18 protein-coding genes and 8 tRNA genes are annotated in these 19278 nt (G+C 39.8%); 3 read left to right on the forward strand and 23 right to left on the reverse strand.

All coding sequences use genetic code 11. From position 1 onward, the window contains the following. Window positions 1-30: 30 nt before the first annotated feature. The 9 genes from ABES52_RS12300 to ABES52_RS12340 all read right to left on the reverse strand — a co-directional run bounded on the left by ABES52_RS12300 (window position 31) and on the right by ABES52_RS12340 (window position 1646). Window positions 31-114, reverse strand: a tRNA-Leu gene (locus ABES52_RS12300). Window positions 115-185: 71 nt separating this feature from the next. Next, a tRNA-Leu gene (locus tag ABES52_RS12305) sits at window positions 186-267 on the reverse strand. A gap of 7 nt (window positions 268-274) precedes the next feature. Beyond that, a tRNA-Lys gene (locus tag ABES52_RS12310) sits at window positions 275-350 on the reverse strand. Window positions 351-570: 220 nt separating this feature from the next. Continuing rightward, window positions 571-645, reverse strand: a tRNA-Gln gene (locus tag ABES52_RS12315). A 26-nt stretch (window positions 646-671) separates the two neighbouring features. After that, a tRNA-Asp gene (locus ABES52_RS12320) sits at window positions 672-747 on the reverse strand. Between the two features lie 42 nt (window positions 748-789). Further along, window positions 790-861 (reverse strand) — tRNA-Glu (locus ABES52_RS12325). Between the two features lie 25 nt (window positions 862-886). Further along, window positions 887-979 (reverse strand) — tRNA-Ser (locus ABES52_RS12330). A gap of 5 nt (window positions 980-984) precedes the next feature. Next, window positions 985-1059: transfer RNA gene (locus ABES52_RS12335), tRNA-Asn, on the reverse strand. 131 nt (window positions 1060-1190) lie between these two features. Beyond that, window positions 1191-1646 (reverse strand): SprT family protein, encoded by a 456-nt coding sequence (locus ABES52_RS12340; RefSeq protein ID WP_429651454.1) that lies wholly within the window; start codon window positions 1644-1646, stop codon window positions 1191-1193. 92 nt (window positions 1647-1738) lie between these two features. On the opposite strand from ABES52_RS12340, the gene cmpA reads away from it, so the two are divergent. Beyond that, a complete protein-coding gene (gene cmpA / locus ABES52_RS12345) occupies window positions 1739-1852 on the forward strand; it encodes a cortex morphogenetic protein CmpA (protein WP_429651455.1) in 114 nt (37 codons plus the stop codon). A gap of 17 nt (window positions 1853-1869) precedes the next feature. Here cmpA and ABES52_RS12350 read toward each other — a convergent pair whose 3' ends face one another. The 8 genes from ABES52_RS12350 to acpS all read right to left on the reverse strand — a co-directional run bounded on the left by ABES52_RS12350 (window position 1870) and on the right by acpS (window position 9727). Beyond that, window positions 1870-4050 carry a Tex family protein gene (locus ABES52_RS12350; protein WP_429651456.1) on the reverse strand — a complete coding sequence of 727 codons (2181 nt, stop codon included), beginning with the start codon at window positions 4048-4050 and terminating at the stop codon, window positions 1870-1872. A gap of 113 nt (window positions 4051-4163) precedes the next feature. Next, window positions 4164-4964: an RNA polymerase sigma factor SigB gene (gene sigB / locus ABES52_RS12355; protein WP_429651457.1), complete on the reverse strand. Its 801-nt coding sequence runs from the start codon at window positions 4962-4964 to the stop codon at window positions 4164-4166. Then, complete coding sequence (locus tag ABES52_RS12360; RefSeq protein ID WP_429651458.1) at window positions 4942-5172, reverse strand: globin family protein; 231 nt, start codon at window positions 5170-5172, stop codon at window positions 4942-4944. The genes sigB and ABES52_RS12360 overlap by 23 nt, the downstream gene beginning before the upstream one ends. A 316-nt stretch (window positions 5173-5488) precedes the next feature. Next, entirely contained in the window at window positions 5489-5839 is a 351-nt protein-coding gene (gene ndoA / locus ABES52_RS12365; RefSeq protein ID WP_429651459.1) for a type II toxin-antitoxin system endoribonuclease NdoA, read from the reverse strand. 4 nt (window positions 5840-5843) lie between these two features. Then, window positions 5844-6125, reverse strand: coding sequence for a CopG family ribbon-helix-helix protein (locus ABES52_RS12370; protein WP_429651460.1), 282 nt, complete (start codon window positions 6123-6125; stop codon window positions 5844-5846). 149 nt (window positions 6126-6274) lie between these two features. Continuing rightward, the gene (gene alr / locus ABES52_RS12375; RefSeq protein WP_429651461.1) at window positions 6275-7459 is read right to left on the reverse strand and encodes an alanine racemase; all 1185 of its coding nucleotides are present in this window, start codon (window positions 7457-7459) and stop codon (window positions 6275-6277) included. Window positions 7460-8084: 625 nt separating this feature from the next. After that, on the reverse strand, window positions 8085-9098 hold the full coding sequence (locus ABES52_RS12380) for a LolA family protein (protein ID WP_429651462.1): 1014 nt from the start codon (window positions 9096-9098) through the stop codon (window positions 8085-8087). Window positions 9099-9376: 278 nt separating this feature from the next. Beyond that, on the reverse strand, window positions 9377-9727 hold the full coding sequence (gene acpS / locus ABES52_RS12385) for a holo-ACP synthase (protein ID WP_429651463.1): 351 nt from the start codon (window positions 9725-9727) through the stop codon (window positions 9377-9379). A 106-nt stretch (window positions 9728-9833) separates the two neighbouring features. On the opposite strand from acpS, the gene ABES52_RS12390 reads away from it, so the two are divergent. Next, window positions 9834-10418, forward strand: a complete 585-nt coding sequence (locus ABES52_RS12390) for a rhomboid family intramembrane serine protease (protein ID WP_429651464.1) — start codon at window positions 9834-9836, stop codon at window positions 10416-10418. Window positions 10419-10456: 38 nt separating this feature from the next. On the opposite strand, the gene ABES52_RS12395 is transcribed toward ABES52_RS12390, so the two are convergent. The 6 genes from ABES52_RS12395 to ABES52_RS12420 all read right to left on the reverse strand — a co-directional run bounded on the left by ABES52_RS12395 (window position 10457) and on the right by ABES52_RS12420 (window position 17587). Continuing rightward, entirely contained in the window at window positions 10457-11962 is a 1506-nt protein-coding gene (locus ABES52_RS12395; RefSeq protein ID WP_429651465.1) for a PH domain-containing protein, read from the reverse strand. Then, window positions 11955-12440, reverse strand: coding sequence for a PH domain-containing protein (locus ABES52_RS12400; RefSeq protein WP_429651466.1), 486 nt, complete (start codon window positions 12438-12440; stop codon window positions 11955-11957). Before ABES52_RS12400 ends, ABES52_RS12395 begins: the two co-directional genes overlap by 8 nt. 199 nt (window positions 12441-12639) lie before the next feature. Continuing rightward, on the reverse strand, window positions 12640-14049 hold the full coding sequence (gene cshA / locus ABES52_RS12405) for a degradosome RNA helicase CshA (protein WP_429651467.1): 1410 nt from the start codon (window positions 14047-14049) through the stop codon (window positions 12640-12642). 262 nt (window positions 14050-14311) lie between these two features. Continuing rightward, window positions 14312-15004 (reverse strand): alpha/beta hydrolase, encoded by a 693-nt coding sequence (locus ABES52_RS12410; RefSeq protein WP_429651468.1) that lies wholly within the window; start codon window positions 15002-15004, stop codon window positions 14312-14314. Between the two features lie 62 nt (window positions 15005-15066). Continuing rightward, a complete protein-coding gene (locus ABES52_RS12415; RefSeq protein ID WP_429651469.1) occupies window positions 15067-16440 on the reverse strand; it encodes a UDP-N-acetylmuramoyl-tripeptide--D-alanyl-D-alanine ligase in 1374 nt (457 codons plus the stop codon). A 64-nt stretch (window positions 16441-16504) separates the two neighbouring features. Next, complete coding sequence (locus ABES52_RS12420; RefSeq protein WP_429651470.1) at window positions 16505-17587, reverse strand: D-alanine--D-alanine ligase; 1083 nt, start codon at window positions 17585-17587, stop codon at window positions 16505-16507. A gap of 283 nt (window positions 17588-17870) precedes the next feature. Here ABES52_RS12420 and ABES52_RS12425 point away from each other — a divergent pair, with 283 nt between their 5' ends. Further along, a complete protein-coding gene (locus ABES52_RS12425) occupies window positions 17871-19064 on the forward strand; it encodes a dicarboxylate/amino acid:cation symporter (protein WP_429651471.1) in 1194 nt (397 codons plus the stop codon). Window positions 19065-19278: the final 214 nt, after the last annotated feature.

Here is a 19278-nt window from a genome sequence, read left to right on the forward strand (position 1 = left end):
TCCAATTGAGCTACGGGCGCACAACTTCTATGCGGTCGAGAGGACTTGAACCTCCACGGGGTTAACCCCCACTAGGCCCTCAACCTAGCGCGTCTGCCATTCCGCCACGACCGCTCATTAACAGCGACAAACTCTATTATACATTGTAATCAAAGAATGTCAACTACTTTTAAAAAATTTTTAAGTGCGGGTGGAGGGACTTGAACCCCCACGCCTTGCGGCGCCAGATCCTAAGTCTGGTGCGTCTGCCAATTCCGCCACACCCGCATAAAACTGGTGAGCCATGGAGGACTCGAACCTCCGACCCTCTGATTAAAAGTCAGATGCTCTACCGACTGAGCTAATGGCTCAAATATATTGTTGGTTATCATTAAATTCTCAAAGTCGATGTCCCGCTCTCAGTAAGTTCATTCAAGTTGTAGTTCGAGCGGTACAACTCGCAGCTTTTATTGACGCCCCACTCTCAGAAAGTTTTCTCAAGATGCGGCTCGAGTGGTGCGCTCGATGTAACGCTACGATGTCTATTCATTCGTGCTCTACCGACTGAGCTAATGGCTCAATTATTATAATTGGCTGGGCTAGCTGGATTCGAACCAGCGCATCACGGAGTCAAAGTCCGTTGCCTTACCGCTTGGCTATAGCCCAACACTTAAAAATACTTATAAAATAAATGGCGGTCCCGACGGGAATCGAACCCGCGATCTCCTGCGTGACAGGCAGGCATGTTAACCGCTACACCACGGGACCATAAAAGAAAGAAGGATTTCTCCTTCTGTATAAAAATATGAATGACCCGTACGGGATTCGAACCCGTGTTACCGCCGTGAAAGGGCGGTGTCTTAACCACTTGACCAACGGGCCAAAATTTTAGCTTTGGTTCCTCACATGGCGGAGAAGGCGGGATTTGAACCCGCGCGCCGGAACAATCCGACCTAACGGTTTAGCAAACCGTCCTCTTCAGCCACTTGAGTACTTCCCCAAAGATGGCTCCGCAGGCAGGATTCGAACCTGCGACCGTTCGGTTAACAGCCGAATGCTCTACCACTGAGCTACTGCGGAACGAGGTTATTAATGCTTTCGACTCTTTAAATTATATTTACACAACCTAAGCCTGTCAACTACTTTTTTACTTTTTCTCGTCAGGATTTTTTTATATCGGTATAGAAATTTATCACACAATCATATGTATGTCAACGATCTATTTTCATAATCTTTCCTCTACACTTTCCACAAACAAAGCGGTTTGTATTCACTCTTCTTTTCCTATGAAACAATGTGTGACATTCTGTGCATTGATAAACTTGTATTTTTTTTACAGAAATTTTGGCCGATTGAAGCGGAGTACAATATCGAGGTGCACCAACTTGGTGAAGCAATTCTTTAAAATCACGATCTCGGTGCCGATACCCTTTCCCTTCTAAATGTAAATGATAATGACAAAGCTCATGTTTAATAATACCAATTAGTTCATCTAGTCCATACTCCTCATAATATGTTCGGTTAATTTCAATATTATGAGTAGCTAATAAGTACCGTCCACCTGTTGTGCGTAATCGGGGATTAAATGTTGCTTGATGATTAAAAGTTTTTCCGAAGTAAGTTTTGGAAATCGTTTCAACTAATTGTTGTAACTCTTCGTTCGTCATATACATATCCCTTTCCCAAAAGTTTGAACGGAACAAGCTTTCAAGACATAAATTAATAATTAACTGGGCAGATAAACGAGGAGGTATAACAGATGCCTACTTGGTTTCAAAATCAAATTCGGCGCGCATTTTTTGAAAAAAATCGATACCAAATTAAGTTATTAAATCAATGCTGGTATTATTATAGAAGAAAACACTGCTCATAAAAAGCAGCGTTTTCTTCTTATTGTTCGTTTGGTGGCAACATTGTTAAGGCTACACGCTCTTTTTGTTTATCTACATCTAACACCCAAACGGTGACAACATCCCCAACAGAAACTACATCAAGCGGATGCTTTACAAATCCTTTTTTCAATTTGGATATGTGCACTAACCCATCATTTTTCAATCCGACGTCTACGAATGCTCCGAAATCGACCACATTGCGAACTGTTCCTTGTAATTCCATACCAACTGTTAAATCATCTAATGTTAATACATCTTTCTTTAAGAGCGGTTTTGGCAGTTCATCCCGTGGGTCACGTTCTGGTTTTAGTAACGCTTCTACAATATCTTTTACCGTATGAATTCCGAGTTCAAGTTCATCGGCTAGTTGCTCTACTGAATAGGAAGAAAGAGCATGTTGTAATTTTTCTGAACCGAGATCAGCTGTTGTGCAATCTAGCTTCGTTAACAATTTTCTTACCACTTCATAATTTTCAGGGTGAATCGGTGTTCGGTCCAACGGCTCCTCACCATCAATGATGCGTAAAAAGCCAATACATTGTTCAAATGTTTTTGCCCCTAACCGTGGGATTGTTTTCAGTTGATTACGATTCGTAAATTTCCCGTTTTCTTCTCGATGCTTCACAATATTGTTAGCTACTGATTTGGATAAACCTGCGACGTATTGTAATAGAGATGGAGAGGCGGTATTAACATTGACTCCTACTTGGTTAACGACAGTCTCGACAACGAACGTTAGGGATTCAGATAATTTTTTTTGTGAGACATCATGCTGATATTGACCTACCCCAACCGATTTTGGATCAATTTTTACTAATTCCGCTAGCGGATCTTGCAGACGGCGAGCAATTGACACCGCACTTCTTTCTTCTACCTGTAAAGTCGGGAATTCTTCCCGGGCTAATTCAGAAGCTGAGTACACACTGGCCCCCGCTTCGTTGACAATTAAATAATAAATATCATCCCCGATTTGCTTTAATACATCTGCAACAAATTGCTCGGTTTCTCGAGAAGCGGTTCCGTTTCCGATAGCGATTACTTTCACTTGATAAGATTTAATCACGTGTTGTAATTTTTCGACCGCTTCTTCGACTTTTGCTTTTGGTGGATGCGGATAAATAACATCAATATGTAACAATTTTCCTGTTTCATCCACAACGGCTAATTTACACCCTGTTCGATAAGCTGGGTCAATTCCTAATACAATATTTCCTTTAATCGGTGGTTGAAGTAATAATTTTTTCAAGTTCTCCGCGAAAATGTGGATGGCTTGATCTTCCGCTTTCTCGGTTAACTCATTACGGATGTCGCGCTCGATGGATGGCTGAATTAACCGTTTATATCCATCAACAATCGCTTCTTGCACATAAGGTGTAGCTGATGATTGATCATTTTTAACAAAGCGCTGTTGTAATTCATGGATAATAGCCTCGGTATTAGGACGAATCGAAACTTTTAACACGTCTTCTTTTTCACCACGATTTAATGCCAAAATCCGATGTGGCACAATTTTTGCCACTGGTTCTTCATAGTCGTAATACATTTCGTACACTTTTTTCTCATCGATTTCTTCATTTTTCACCGTAGAATGAATGGTACCATGGCGATACGTATGATCCCGAATCCATTGCCGAACGGATGCATCATCGGAAATCCATTCCGCAATAATATCTTGCGCCCCTTGAATGGCATCCTCGATGGAAACCAATTCTTTTTCTTCATTCAAAAAGAGCTTTGCTTTTTCGTGAATATCTTCATTGGTCGAAAACGTCATCATCCATTGAGCAAATGGTTCCAATCCTTTTTCTTTCGCGATTGTTGCTTTTGTCCGCCGTTTTTGCTTAAACGGTCGGTATAAATCTTCAACTTCCTGTAGCTTTCCAGCACGTTCAATTTGCTTACGAAGTTCATCAGTGAGCTTTCCTTGTTCTTCAATAAGACGAAGAACTTCATTTTTTCGCTCTTCTAAATGAAGCAAGTAGTGAAAGCGATCGGCGATTGATTTAATTTGTACTTCGTCTAGCGCCCCGGTCATTTCTTTTCGGTAACGAGCAATAAATGGTATGGTATTCCCTTCTTCTAAAAGAGTAATAACACTTTGAACGCTTTTTTCAGATAGCTTTAACTCTTTCGCTACTTGTTTTAACAACTCACTTTTTACATCTACTGTTACTTCCACATTCGTTCCTCCAACACTTCGTATTCTTATCCATTTTATCACATGATTCCCAAACTGCTTAAAAAAGAAAAAAGCTTGCTCATTGCAAGCCTCTATTCCCGCTTGCTAAATTCTTATTTCATTGATGCCCTTTCCTTTGTTAGTTGATCACAATAAATAGCATTTTGTAATTTTTTAATAACCTTTCGGTGAAGTCGTGATACATGCATTTGGGAGATTCCTAATCGTTCTCCCGTTTCTTTCTGACTTAAATTTTCAATAAACGTATAATGTATAATAAGTCGCTCACGCTCGTCTAAAATCGGCAACACTTGTTCTAAAACGATACGTTGCGTGACTTTTTCATACCCTTCATCTTGTTTTCCTACCACATCTAACAACGTGACCGCATTACCGTCTGAATCAGGTTCAATGACATGATCGACAGATAACGCTTGATAGCTTTTTCCCATTTCCATCACTTCAAGTACTTCTTCTTCACTAACTTGTAATTCTTCAGCAATTTCTTCAATTTTCGGCGAACGTTGTAGCTCAATTGTTAACCGTTCAACCATTGATTTAATTTTCGGGCCTAATTCTTTTATTTTACGAGGGACGTGAACACTCCACGTTTTATCACGTAAATACCGTTTAATTTCGCCGATGATAGTCGGAATGGCGAACGCCTCAAAGCTCTTCCCAACAGAAGGGTCAAAACGTTGAATCGCTCCCAGTAGTCCAACCATTCCTACTTGGGCAATATCTTCTTGATACGATTTACCGTTGGAATACTTTCTCGCAATGGCTTCCACCATCGTTTTATAATGCATAACAACTCGATTTTGTGCTTCTTCATCACCATACTGTTGGTACTTAATAATCCAACTATTAATCTCCTCTTTTGTTGGTTGTTTAGGTTGAGATGGTTTTGGCATTCCTCTCCACCTTTTCAGCATACTTTTCCCCTGAATTTTGGTAATTAGATAATATTAAGTCAATAAATTCATGACTTGTACTCATAAATACTTGATCAGATAAAACTGGCACGATCCGATCTTTGGCTTGTTGCTTTAGGAGTTCTCTCCATTCTTGAACGATATTCTCTTTTTCTGATTGAAGATATTGTATGATTTGGTCGTTCATTTTTGCTTTCACCCCATTTTAACATAGTCTTTTTGCCGGACTGCAAATATACCTTGTTGATCTTTTATTGTAAAAAGATGAAGTGTCGTGAGATTTTGTACCTTCAAATTTGGATTTCCAGAAAAATCGTCATTTTCCTGCAAGAATTTTCTATTTGGTTATTAGATATATTCATCCTTTATTTCTATACACTTGTTGACATAAAACGAAACTTAGAAAAATAAACAATTATGTATGATTGTAAAGCATCCTAAAATTAAAGAATAAAAATAAAAAAGCTATTGGAATTGAGTCCAATAGCTTTTTTATCCTATTATTAAAATTCGATAAGACCAAGACTTATTTGTAACGCTTCGTCCACTTTTTCCATCATTTCATCGTCTAGATGGGTAATCTTATCGGTTAAACGTTGTTTATCAATTGTCCGGATTTGCTCTAGCAGGATAACGGAATCTCGCTCAAAGCCGTAACGCTCTGCATCGATTTCCACATGAGTAGGCAGCTTCGCTTTTTGGATTTGCGCTGTAATGGCAGCGACTATGACCGTCGGACTAAATCGGTTACCGATGTCATTTTGTATTACTAGCACAGGACGGACACCGCCTTGCTCTGAACCAACCACCGGGGATAGGTCTGCGAAGTACACGTCACCACGCTTGACAATCAAAGGATTATCCTCCGCTTACTAATCGTTCTACTGTGTGTTCTGCCTCATATTCAGCTTGAATCGCTTCGGAAGCAATGGCTAAATTGATTTTGGCCATTTCCATATACCCGCGTCTCATCGTTTCACGAATTTGTCTCTTTTTACGTTCGCGTAAGTACATTTTTGTGGCACGATAAATAAACTCGCTCCGATTCACGTTTTCCTGTTCTGCATAGCCATCCAGCTCTGATAGTAGCTGTTTAGGCAAACGAATTAAAATTTCTGTTGTTGTACTGGATTCAGACACAGAATACACCTCCACCATCACTACACACCGTATATACACTACCAACTCTAATAATATCATCAATCATAACCGATGCAAAGAGAATTCAGCAATTCTTCACTATTATCGTCAAACACTTTACAATTTTATGCATCATCTTTCCATGAATTCTACTTTTCATGAAGATTTCTTAAATTCCCCAATGAAAAAAGATAATTTTTGATTTCCTCATACTGCCCTTGTCGAACGAATACTCGCGGGACTCTTGCTGAAATCATACAAGGGACTTCGTAGTTAATGGTGTCAAGTTTTTGAGCAATTTCGTCCACGGTAATTTTTTCGTTCCCTTGTTTCCCTATTAAGGTCACCTTTGTACCGATAGGCATTTCATACGGGAGTTTGATCATGCATTGATCCATACAAATTCTTCCTACAATCGGAGCTCGTTTTCCTTCCACTAACACTTCTTGACCTTGTAACTTGCGGATCCAGCCGTCAGCGTAACCAATCGGGAGCGTGCCAATCCATTCGTCTTCTTGAGCCGTATACGTAGCTCCATAACTTATCGATTCGCCTTTTTTAATTTTTTTTACTTGCACGAGACGGGTATGAAGTGAAAAAACTTCTGTTAACGGAAACGGCAACTTATTGACCATTGCTAATGAAGGGGTCAAGCCATACATTGCTATCCCCAGGCGGATCATATTCCAGTAGTGGGTTTGATAACGCATAGCAGCTGCACTGTTCGCCATATGAACAAAAGGTGGTCGTTGCTTGAGCGCGGTTAACATTTGTTCAAAGCGAAGCATTTGTTGTTGGACATATTCTTGGTTCGTCTCATCGGCTGTCGCAAAATGAGAGAAGATGCCTTCCCAAATAAATTCGTCGTTTTTTTCTACGTACTCAACTAACGCATTTAGTTCTTTTTCATTACGGACGCCAATTCTACCCATTCCAGTATCACACTTAATATGGATACGAACTCGATCCCCTTTTTTTAAGTGCGCTTTCGCTTGTTGTAACCATTGCAAGGAAAAAACCGTTAAAGATATATCGTTTTTTGCAGCTATTTCCACATCTTCTGGGCGACTCGCTCCAAGAACAAGGATGGGAGCCGTAATACCTTTCCATCTTAACGCAAGAGCTTCATCTAAAATGGCTACTGCTAGCTGAGTGGCTCCAGCCTCCAGCGCTGTTTTGGCTACTTGGACATCACCATGTCCATATGCATTTGCTTTTACGACAGCCATTACCTGTACGTTAGAAGGAAGGTAGTTTATCATCTTTTGTACATTTTCATACAACGAATCTAACTGTATTTCAGCCCACGTATCTCTGTAAAATGGTTGTTTCAACAATTTTCACTTCCTTCTAATTGATGCATAGTATAAAAAGAAATTGTTCATTTTTAGGTACATATCTATCGTTTAGTGGTAGAATTTTTAATATTATTTTATGGAGAAACTCATTCATTGACAATCTTCTTCAAGTTATCATTGTCACTTCCCTCCTTTTTTACTCGTTTTCTTTAAGGCTCTGTTATATGTCATTGTTGATTTTTAGCAAGTTATTCACACGGCGGCGACTCCAGCGGGAACAAGAAGCCGCAAGACTCATACTTGATCGTAGCGAGGGAAGCGGCTTGCACCTTGCCCACGGAAAGCATCCGCCACAAGCGTAATGTAAAAATATCAACAGTATCGTTTAACAGACATTCATGCCAATTGCCATTGGCATATCGATGAATAAAATAACAGCAAAAGTTATCCACAGTTATTTTAGGGTAGAGCCTTCTTTAAAAAACAATATTTATCTAGGTTTCGAATAACGAGTGATTACAGACGCGTTAAACACCTTTGAGAACACTTTAGGTGATCTTGTAAACACTTTATACTATTTCGGACTCATACCTCCCGAATTCGGCTGAACATTCTCAAAGAAAAAACAGGCCCCTTTTCGAGCCTGCTTTTTAGAATGTGTTTATTTGACCATATCACCTTGTACGGATTTCGCTAACATCACCATCTCTTCTGGTGATAAGTCGGTTGAGGCTAACATATATTCGACCCCATCGTGCATCCACGTAATGGAGTGGTCGTTCATAGCACCAATGGTAAACCCAAGATCGACCATTTTTCCGTTCACTACAGTAGATACAGTCGCTGCAGGCATAACCTCTACCTTTTGCTGAACTATAGTGAAAGATTTTTCTCCACCGTACGTGAGAACGACTCGTTTACCGTTTTCTGTTACGACCTCCTTCTCATCGACGAGAGTAACTCCTGGAAGTTCAGCCATCGGATATTTCACCGTAAATTGATTGTCGTTTTCATTCGTTGATACCGGAATTTCTAATTGCGCACCAGTCATATTTTTCTTCGTATCAAAGGCGTCTTTATCAAACTTTACGTCGAACGATACTTCAGAAAATTTAACAGTAACTAGCGTGTTTCGGTCTGGATCCATTACTTTTACACTTTTCGGAGACAAATCCTTTTTATTAAACGTAATTTCTTGATAAGGTAACATTTTCGTATCTTGGTAGCGCGTCTTCGTTTCAAATACATAGTTTTCTTTTGTTTCTTTAAATTTCGCATTCGGATCTTCTAATATATCTTTCACTAACGACTCGTATAAGTACGCTTGACTTGTATTTTCTGGCCAATCGCTTTGGAACTTATAGCTTTTGTTTAGCGCTGGTGTTAATACATAGACACCGCTGTCATTTTTTAAGATCATTTGACTCTCGCTTTTACCTTCATGTTTTAAATTTACCCGATAATATTCGGGTTTATTGTGCCACACTTCGATGTCATACGTTTGGGGGTCCATTCCCATTTTTAACGTCATTTTTGCTTTTGCTTTATAGCTCGTATACTTTTCAACTTTCTTCGTTAAATGCTCCACGACTTCTTCCTGAGATTTTGAACCACATGCCGAAAGTGCCAGCACTGTTAATACCGAAACAACGAACAGCCAGACCGATTTTCTCATACATTCAACCCCTTTTAATGTCTCATTTAAACGTCACGAAGAGATGACAAGGAGAAATCATTTTTGGAAAAGGAACTGAACCTATTGGTGGAGAACTATATGGTGTGGTTAAAAATCTTTCCTAACAACGAACATACTCTTTACTACTGGTGATCACCCAGTTTCCTTTAATGCCTAATCTCCTTGTACTTTGTCTCTCCTATTGCATTAAGAATATATGAGACAACCAAAGGGAGTATGTCTAAATTTCGTGAACGTCTCGTAAAATGGTGGATAAGTTATATTTCTTCAATGACCACTTGAGCCACGGCATATTCTATACTATGGGAGATGGATACGTGGACAATGTATTCATTATATGGAATATAAGGTTTTCCTTTTTCATCTTTTATAATTTCAATATCTTGAAATGAGAGTTCGGTTCCAATTCCCGTGCCCAACGCTTTAGCAAACGCTTCTTTCGCTGCAAAACGTCCGGCTAAAAACTCTAACTGACGTCGTTCAGAAAGTTGATGGAATTGTTCTTGTTCAGCCGGTGTTAACACTCGCTCAATAAATTTTGGCTGTCTTTTAAAGACGGATTGAATTCGAGAAAACTCGATAATGTCAATCCCAATTCCTTTGATCATTCGGTTCACCTTCTTTATACGTTTTTTTAGTATCTATTCATATTGTACAATATGGTTATATTCAATACTTAGTAGGCCAATTGTAGTTGATTCGGAGGTTGAAAAGATGTTTGTTCGAACCGAAAGTTTTTCGGAATTTATTAAGCTCTACCCCGTGATTACGATTTTGGTTGCAGTTCATCTGCTTCTTTATATCATCACAAATACACCCTTTTTCCCAACTCAAGAACTATTCGCTCTTTTGTCAGGTGTAAACGTTTACATTGCTGATGGGGAAGTGTGGCGTTTAGTCACCCCTATATTTTTACATAGTGGTTTTGCACATGTTTTATTTAATAGTTTTTCATTAATTCTTTTTGGTCCTGCCTTAGAACGGTTATTAGGTAAAGGGAAATTTTTATTTCTTTATTTGATTAGTGGTGTATTAGCCAATATTGCTACATTTTTTCTCCAACCGTTAACGTATATTCACGTCGGATCAAGCGGAGCCATCTTTGGATTATTTGGTTATTACATATCCGTTGTCTTACTCCAAAAAAGTTGGTTTGCTCGGGAAGTATCCCAAGTCGTAATTCCCATTGTGATTATTGGTAGCATCATGACGTTTTTCCAATCAGGAGTCAATATCACGGCCCATATGTCTGGATTACTCGCTGGCTTCGGTATCGGCTGGTTTTGGAATAAAAAGTAAGTTATTAATAAAGCTGACTCTTCTCTCGTATTGAAGAGTCAGCTTTTTTGTTCATCGCCTATCTTAAAGTGGGGCTCTTCAAGCTTGTACTCCGGGTGTTCTTTTCTCGGACGGTACCATTCATAAACATAAAAACCGTCCTCCATCTCCATATCGACGACTTTTCCAACTTCCGCTAAAACTCCAGAACGGATGGTTGACGTTACACTGACAAGCTCTTTCCGTCGTTGTAGCCATCCTTGTTTCAGCTCCATCGACTGAATACGATTTTTTTTCATGAAAAAAGTTTGGCGAGCGAGCACCCTTGAGCGAGTGGTTAGTTGGGTTGCCGTTACGTGCCATCCAGCATCTTTATACTTTATATACCCAAAGCCCCCTGCTAGAACAAGAAGTAGCAGAGAAAATAGACCATAAGGCCAAAAAATAGTTGATAATGCAATTACAAAAGGCACGGTTTTGAACGCTTCGCGGATCATATACCGTCTTTTTGCTTTCACGGATACTGCCTGTAACGGAACGTCAAACTCGTAATCCGGCAATAATTGTTGTAAAATCGGTACGACTCGTTTTTTATGAATAAACGGTAAAATCATCACCTTTTCAGTTTGATCTTTTTCATTTCCTTCCCCACCAGCGCTTTCGAGCTTCACTGAAGTAAATCCGAAAGGCTGTCGGAGAATTCCTTCAACAAAAACTACTCCTTGTACCCGCTCAATCGGGATGGTAATTGAAACTTTTTCTAATAAACCTCTAGAGATAATGACGTCATTTCGTTCTTTTTTAACGGTAAAATTCCCATATTTAAGAAAGGTTAGGACAATTCCAAACGCCCATGCACTGACCAATCCTAAAATAGAAATAATCGCGAGTATTACAAGCCCGCTGCGAACCAACTGCTCTAACTCATCGTACAACCAATCTAATGGAAGAAATTGTTCCACCTGGGTGTATAAAGCAAAAAAAGCGGAAAGAATCACCCCAATTGCACTTGATGTACTCGCCATAATTAAAAGCTCTTTTGGTGTCATTTGATACACGATCGTTGAATCGTTTTCAAGTTTTTTAGTTTCTTCTCCTGTATTCGTTTCCGATTGAGCATGCTCTTTTTGAGAAGCAATGATACGTTGTAATTCCTCCGCATCTGCTTTTGTAATGGCTGTTAGCTCTGCTTCCGCTTCAGCTCCAGCACTAGCGGTTTCGATTTTTACTTTTACTAATCCAAACGGTCGATGTAAAATCCCTTCCGTATAACTTAAACTTTGAATCCGTTCTAACGGAATGTACCTTTTAGTTCGAATAATCGCCCCTGATTCAATTCGGATTTCTCCCTCTTCTACTCGATATGTAAACCGAAGCCATTTTAAAATGCCGCTTGCAAACACAAATACAATAATGGCCATGGACGCCCAAAACGAAATTTTATCCCATGTTGTTCCATCTTCTCCGACAAAAAGAAAAAACAAAATAGGAATAATAAGCTCTTTTAACATTTTTAATAATTCATAAACAGCTGAAATCGGATGTAAACGTTTCGTGCTAGACATCTTCTTTCGCCACCCTTGCCAGCATAGAAATCGTATGTCGAAGTTCATCCGCTTCTTTAATATCGAGTGCGGGAATTTCATGAACCGTTGCTGCAGTTGATATTAACACCGTTGCTAAGTCGTATTTTCGTAAAATCGGGCCTTGAACAGTATCAACATGTTGGACGCGAACCATGGGGACTATTGTGCGACTAATGATAAAGACACCACGTTGAATTTCAATTTCATGGTCTCTTACTTCATAACGCCATCGCTTCCACCGTAATTTTGGAAATAAAAAAACAGCAAGAATGGTATAAAGAAAGGCGATGATAAGCGCAATTCCACTAATCCATAGCGGCCATTGGAAAATATAATACATGGCAAGAAGCCCGCCAAATACTACCCATGGAATCAATGCGGAAAAAGCATTGGAAATTCGCCAAACGTTCAATGCTTTCGTCGAAATTCGATTGGTTGGTTCTCCTCTCACATCCATACTCCTCACTTTCCTTGACTAACTTTGACGCTTCTTCTATTTTACAACATTTTACACTCTTCATCCGTAATTATTTACGGATAAATAGCTAAAGAGATTCGGTGATCTTTTTGTAAATTTGAACGCTCTTATTTTCGGTTCAATTGATAATACGAAAAAAGCTGACCTTCAAGTTTAAGGTCAGCCAAGTTTAAATGGATTATCTTCGGCGGCTTCCGACAAATTCTTTTTTTCCGCCTTTTCTTGTTTGGGGCTTTCTTTGGAATTCGTATTTTTGCTCTTTCTTCTTCGGTAGTGGTGATTCTTCTGTTAATTGAATTGGTGTGTTGTCTGGTTCTTTCGTTAACAGTTTTAACGCAGCGGCAACGATAGAAAGGGCATCATTCTCATTTAACAGCTCTTTCGCGACCGCTTCGTATTCTTGAATGGTACCTTCGTTTATTGTTTTGATTAAACGGTCTTTCGCCAAACGTTGCTGCCCTTCAAGCGCCTCATCCCATGTTGGCGGACGTAGCGGCATCATTCGTTTCTTAATCGTTTGCTCCACAGTTTTTAAGTAGCCCATTTCACGGGAAGTGACAAACGTCATTGCCACCCCTTCTTTCCCCGCTCGACCCGTCCGCCCAATACGATGCACGTAGCTTTCCGGATCTTGCGGAATGTCAAAGTTATAAACGTGAGTGACTCCCGAAATATCTAACCCACGCGCAGCGACGTCCGTTGCTACTAACACGTCGATTCGGCCTTCTTTAAATTTTTTTAACACAGATAACCGTTTCGTTTGGCTCAAGTCACCATGAATTCCTTCCGCTAAATAACCACGAATATTCAACGCCTTCGCTAACTCATCTACACGACGCTTCGTACGCCCAAAAACGATGGCCAATTCTGGGGATTGAACATCTAATAAGCGTGATAAAACATCAAATTTTTCTTTTTCTTGCACGCGAATATAGTATTGCGCAATTTGAGGAACGGTCGCTTCCTTCGCTTGTACACGAACCATTTCCGGGTCTTTCATAAATTTTTTCGCCATGTTTTTAATCGGCTCAGGCATCGTTGCTGAGAATAATAAGGTTTGTCGGTCGTCAGGGCAATGGGAAAAAATCGCTTCAATATCATGAATAAATCCCATATTTAACATTTCGTCCGCTTCATCTAAAACCACCGTATGAACTCGGTCCAACTTTAACGTATGCCTGCGGATATGGTCAAGCAACCGGCCAGGTGTCCCGACAATGATATGCGGACGTTTTTTCATCGCTCGAATTTGCCGTTGAATATCTTGTCCGCCAAAAACTGCTAATACGCGGACTTTTTTATCGGATCCAATTTTATAAAGTTCTTCCGATACTTGAATGGCTAGTTCTCTCGTTGGTGCGACGACAATTCCTTGCACAACCGGTTCTTTGACATTAATTTTTTCCACTAACGGAATACCAAACGCCGCGGTTTTTCCTGTCCCTGTTTGTGCTTGGCCAATAATATCTTTCCCTTCAAGCCCAAGAGGGATCGTTCCTGTTTGGATTGGGGTGGCCTCTTCAAAGCCTATTCGGCGAATGGATTTTAATACAGTCGGGCTAATATTTAATGCTGAAAACTTCGTCAATGTTACTCAATCTCCTTTAATCATTCGTCAATCATCTTATGATGCTCTCGATTTACTAAAAAGAAAACTCGGGTTGGACCGAGCCTTCAATACAAGCGAATACTAGAACGTTTTCAAATCAAAAAAAGATACTCTTCCGAAGAAGAGCGATTGATGAAAATACAAGTGAAACCACTTGTATCTCAAAAAATACATAAGATGTTATCGTTATGTTACCATTTATTCCATATGATTTCAATGTAACGTTTTCATGTCAGACTTCTTACATGCTTTCACGAAGGAAATTTAACACCGCTTGAAATAATTCTTCGCAATCTTCACTATGGCAAATATGATGATTTGCCTTTTTGGAGTAAAATAATATTTTTTTTGGAGAACCGATACGTTCATACAAATACTGGGCGCTTTTTACCGGAACGATGCCGTCACATTCCCCTTGAGCAATCAGTGTCGGAATGGTTACGTGGCGTAATTTCGGTCGTACAAACTTCACTAATTTTCGAAATTCTATCGTCGCTGATAAAGGAGTCGCAACGATTTTCTTTTTGTATCGATGAAACAATTCATTTTCATGTAGTTTTCCTCGAACCGAGTCTTTCACCATCATGAGCACGTCTTCTTTTAATTGTGAGGGGTTTATATAATAGGCAGCGGCGCTTAATAAGACAAGTTTTTGAACATCGTATTTCGTAGCTAAATAGGCGGCAATTAATCCTCCCATGGAAAAGCCTATTAAGTACACGTGATCACATTCCTCTTTTAAACGAGTTAGTTCTTCATCCGCATGTTGTAGCCAATCGTGATAGGTCACCCCTTTTAATTGTAACTCCTCTCCATGTCCTGGAAGCGTTGGTACAACTATTTTCCAATCGGTATGTTCCTTTAAGTATTCGGCTAATGGTTGAACTTCATAAGGAGCTCCGGTAAATCCATGAAGACATAAACAACCAATCAAAATACAAGCCTCCTTAGAAAAGAACAGCCTCAGCAACTCGGTTTTGCCAAGCTGTTGTTTTTTTAAACAAACGTTTGTACAACTTCTTCTAAACGCATTCCTCGCGATGCTTTCACGAGAATGACATCATTGGCCTTTACCACATGTTTTAAGTGATTGATTAACTCTGTTTTATCGTTGAACGAAAGCACACGATCGGAAGGAAACTGTTCTTTCGCGCCATTTGAAATGAATGCAGCTAATTCTCCGTACGTAAACACATAGTCTATGCGATTAGGATCGATACTTTTTCCAACTTGGAAATGAAATTCTTTTTCTTGTGGCCCTAGTTCTAGCATATCCCCAAGTACAACAATTTTTCGCTCAAATCCTTGGAGAGATTCCAGTAATTGAATCGCTGCTTTCATGGAAGTAGGACTCGCATTGTATGCATCGTTAATCCATTTCGCACCATTTTTTCCTTCTAATAATTCCATGCGCATTTTTGTTAACTGAAGGTTTTCTAGACCTTTTTTCATCTCCGTAAATGAAATGTTCCACTCTTCGGCCACCATCATCGCGGCTAAAGCGTTCATTAAATTATGAGCTCCAAGAACAGGAAGGAAAAATTGCTCGTTTGGTTGGCGGTTGATAGAAAAAACCGTTCCAAGCCCTTTTTGCTCAGTAAACGTCGGATACACGTCATTCGTTGACATTTTACCAAACGTTTTTGTACGAACCTGTTTCATGTTCTGTACGCGTTCACGAAGGAGAGGCTCATCACCGAAGTAAAGGAGAAGACCGTCTTTCGGTAGTCCTTCTACGATTTCTAATTTCGCATCAGCAATCGCTTCTCTTGAGCCTAGATCTTGTAAATGCGATTCCCCAATATTCGTAATAATGGCCACTTCTGGTCGAGCTAATTTCGTTAAGAAAGAGATCTCCCCTTTTGCACTCATTCCCATTTCAATGACCGCAACTTCTGTATCTTCCCTTAAGGATAAGATGGTTAAAGGCAATCCGATATGATTGTTAAAGTTCCCTTCTGTTTTTTGGACCCGGTATTTGCGTGAAAGTAGAGACGCTGTCATATCTTTCGTCGTCGTTTTTCCATTACTACCTGTTATACCGACAACCTTTGTTTGGAGTTCATTTCGATAAGCACGAGCAAGTTCTTGCAACGCGTGTAACGGGTCGTCCACCATCAAAATCGGTACATCTTTTGGCGGATTCGGTACGTCTTTTTTCCACAGCGATGCGGCTGCTCCTTTTCTAAGGGCATCTTCAACAAATTGATGTCCATCAACTTTTTCCCCTTGGAATGGAATGAACAAATTTCCTTTTTCAATTTTTCTTGAGTCGATTGACACTCCATGAATTTCGATCATTGAATACACTGACACATCATTTTGTACGGGAATCATAAGGGCAATTTGACCAATTGTTCGTCGTATCATTTTCCTTCTCCTTTCCAAGTTTAAGGGGTGAAAAAGAAAACTCGGCCACTGCCGAGTTCACCCCTTATTCATCCATTGTGTGTTTAATCTCTTGTTTTTCTTCGTACCGCTCGATGGCAAGCTGAATAAGCTTTTCAATGAGTTGAGGATATTCTACTCCTGTATGCTTCCAAAGTAAAGGGAACATACTAAACGGCGTAAATCCCGGCATCGTATTTACTTCGTTTATTAAAAGTTTTCCATCTTTTGTCAAGAAGAAGTCTGCCCGAACTAAACCCGAACAGTCAAGGGCTTTAAATGCACGAATGGCCATTTCTTTCATTTCCTTGGCCACTTCTTCCGGAATCTCTGCCGGAATAATTAATGCGGTATCTCCATCTTCATATTTCGCTTTGTAATCGTAAAATTCTTTTTTCGGAACAATTTCTCCGACCACCGAACATTCTGGATGGTCATTTCCTAATAATCCGACCTCTAATTCCCGTGCTTGAACGCCTTGTTCAACAATAATTTTTCGGTCAAATTGGAACGCTTCTTCAAACGCTTTGTCTAATTCTTCGCGGTTATTACATTTACTAATTCCGACGCTTGAACCGAGATTGGCTGGTTTGACAAAGCACGGATAGCCCAGACGGCGCTCTACTTGTTCATACGCTAGTTCGCGATTGGCTTTCCACGTGCTTTTTATAAACCAAACATAGTCTACTTGCGGTAAACCAGCTTGGTCGAATAAATTCTTCATAATCACTTTATCCATGCCTGCCGCGGAAGCTAACACTCCATTACCAACGTACGGTAAATTTAATAGTTCAAGCATTCCTTGTACGGTTCCGTCTTCCCCATTTGGTCCGTGTAAAAGAGGGAAGATGACATCATAGCCTTTTTCATTGGACAGAGAAGAACCAACAGTGACGGATAATTCCGTTGGGACAATTTCGTTTCCTTTGGAGAATACGAGGGCTTTTACATCCTCCACTGGTCCGCTCAGTTGAGGACCTTTAATCCAAGCCCCTTCTGTATCAATATAAACAGGATGAATTTCATATTTGTCCGGATCCAACGCTTGGATGACCGCTTTTGCTGTTTGTAAAGATACTTTATGTTCAGCAGATTTTCCACCATATAATAAACAGAGTTTCGTTTTCATAAGGAACCTCCAATATTTCTTGAGATGACTCTATTTTAACACTTTCCATGCCAAGTAGGAGACTCTTTCTCTTACTCTTAAAAAATTATTTCTAGGCAGCTTTCTTTATTAGTATGCCGTCTTTAGGTTGTTTTGCTACTTTGAATTTAAACAAACGTTTATTTAACTGAATTTTTCTAATTTATTTGCTATTCCGTATATATTTTTTCCTCTTAACACTCATGGATAAACCTTGTATAATCCACCTATAAAATACAGTTGTTCTTTTAAGGAGGACAGTACCATGAAACGTATTGGACTACTCCCTAGAATCATTTTAGCAATTGCTCTAGGGATCGGAGCAGGATTAGTCATTCCCGAATGGGGAATTCGACTGTTTGCCACATTTAATAGTTTATTTGGTAGTTTCTTAGGATTTGCCATCCCGTTAATTATCATCGGGTTCATTGCACCGGGTATTGGCACAATGGGAAAAGAAGCTGGTAAACTACTTGGATTGACAACAAGTATTGCATATGGATCAACGATTGGAGCAGGATTGTTAGCTTTTTTTGCAGCTAAAACGTTATACCCAACTCTTTTAGCCAATCAAACGACCCATGGAGAGTTCGAGAATCCAGAAGAAGTATTGCTCGAACCATATTTTACGGTGGACATGCCACCAATTATGGGGGTTATGACGGCACTTCTTATTGCGTTTACGCTTGGTCTTGGATTAGCGGCTATTAAAGGGGATACGTTACAACGAGTGCTTAATGATTTCAGAGACATCATCGAAAAATTAATTGATCGCGTGATTATTCCATTATTACCGCTTCATATTTTTGGTATTTTTGCCAATATGACCAATGGAGGACAAGTAGGAGCCATTATGAGCGTTTTCGCCAAAGTGTTTGTCATGATTATCGTTCTTCATTTTGTATATATATTGATTCAATATTCTGTTGCTGGCTCCTTACGTCAAAAAAATCCATTTGGTATGTTGAAAAAGATGTTACCAGCCTATTTTACAGCGCTTGGTACCCAGTCCTCCGCTTCAACGATTCCGGTCACATTGAAACATACAAAAACATTAGGAGTTAAAGAACGAGTGGCCGATTTTTCCGTTCCGTTATTAGCGACCATTCATTTATCTGGTAGTACGATTACACTAACAAGCTGTGCGATGGCGGTTATGTTATTGCAAGGAGAGGTCCCAACGTTCGGTACGTTATTCCCATTTATATTAATGCTTGGGATTACGATGATTGCCGCTCCTGGTGTTCCAGGTGGTGCTGTCATGGCCGCTTTAGGGCTTCTTGAATCGATGCTCGGATTTGATTCCACAATGCTTTCTTTAATGATTGCCCTTTACTTAGCACAAGATAGCTTCGGAACAGCATGTAACGTAACTGGCGACGGTGCCCTAACAGCCATTACTGATCGTTTTGTACGTGCCGACCAATTAGAACAAATGGGGGTTAAAAAAGTAGGGTAAGTTTTTTCGAACTGCCATTTGTAAGTAGTACATTTTTTCCACGGTCAACAAAGGATGAAGTGATAGAGACAGCTTTATGGCTGTCTCTTTTGTTTTTTGTGAGTAACTCGATTAGATATAGGCCAATTTTGTTGTATTGACGACGTTTCATATCTAAGACGAGAGATTCCTAGCCGTGTTTACTCTTAATGTTGGGATTTTACTGGACAGTGTC

Source organism: Aeribacillus pallidus (assembly GCF_050478865.1).
GTDB lineage: Bacteria > Bacillota > Bacilli > Bacillales > JACDOC01 > JACDOC01.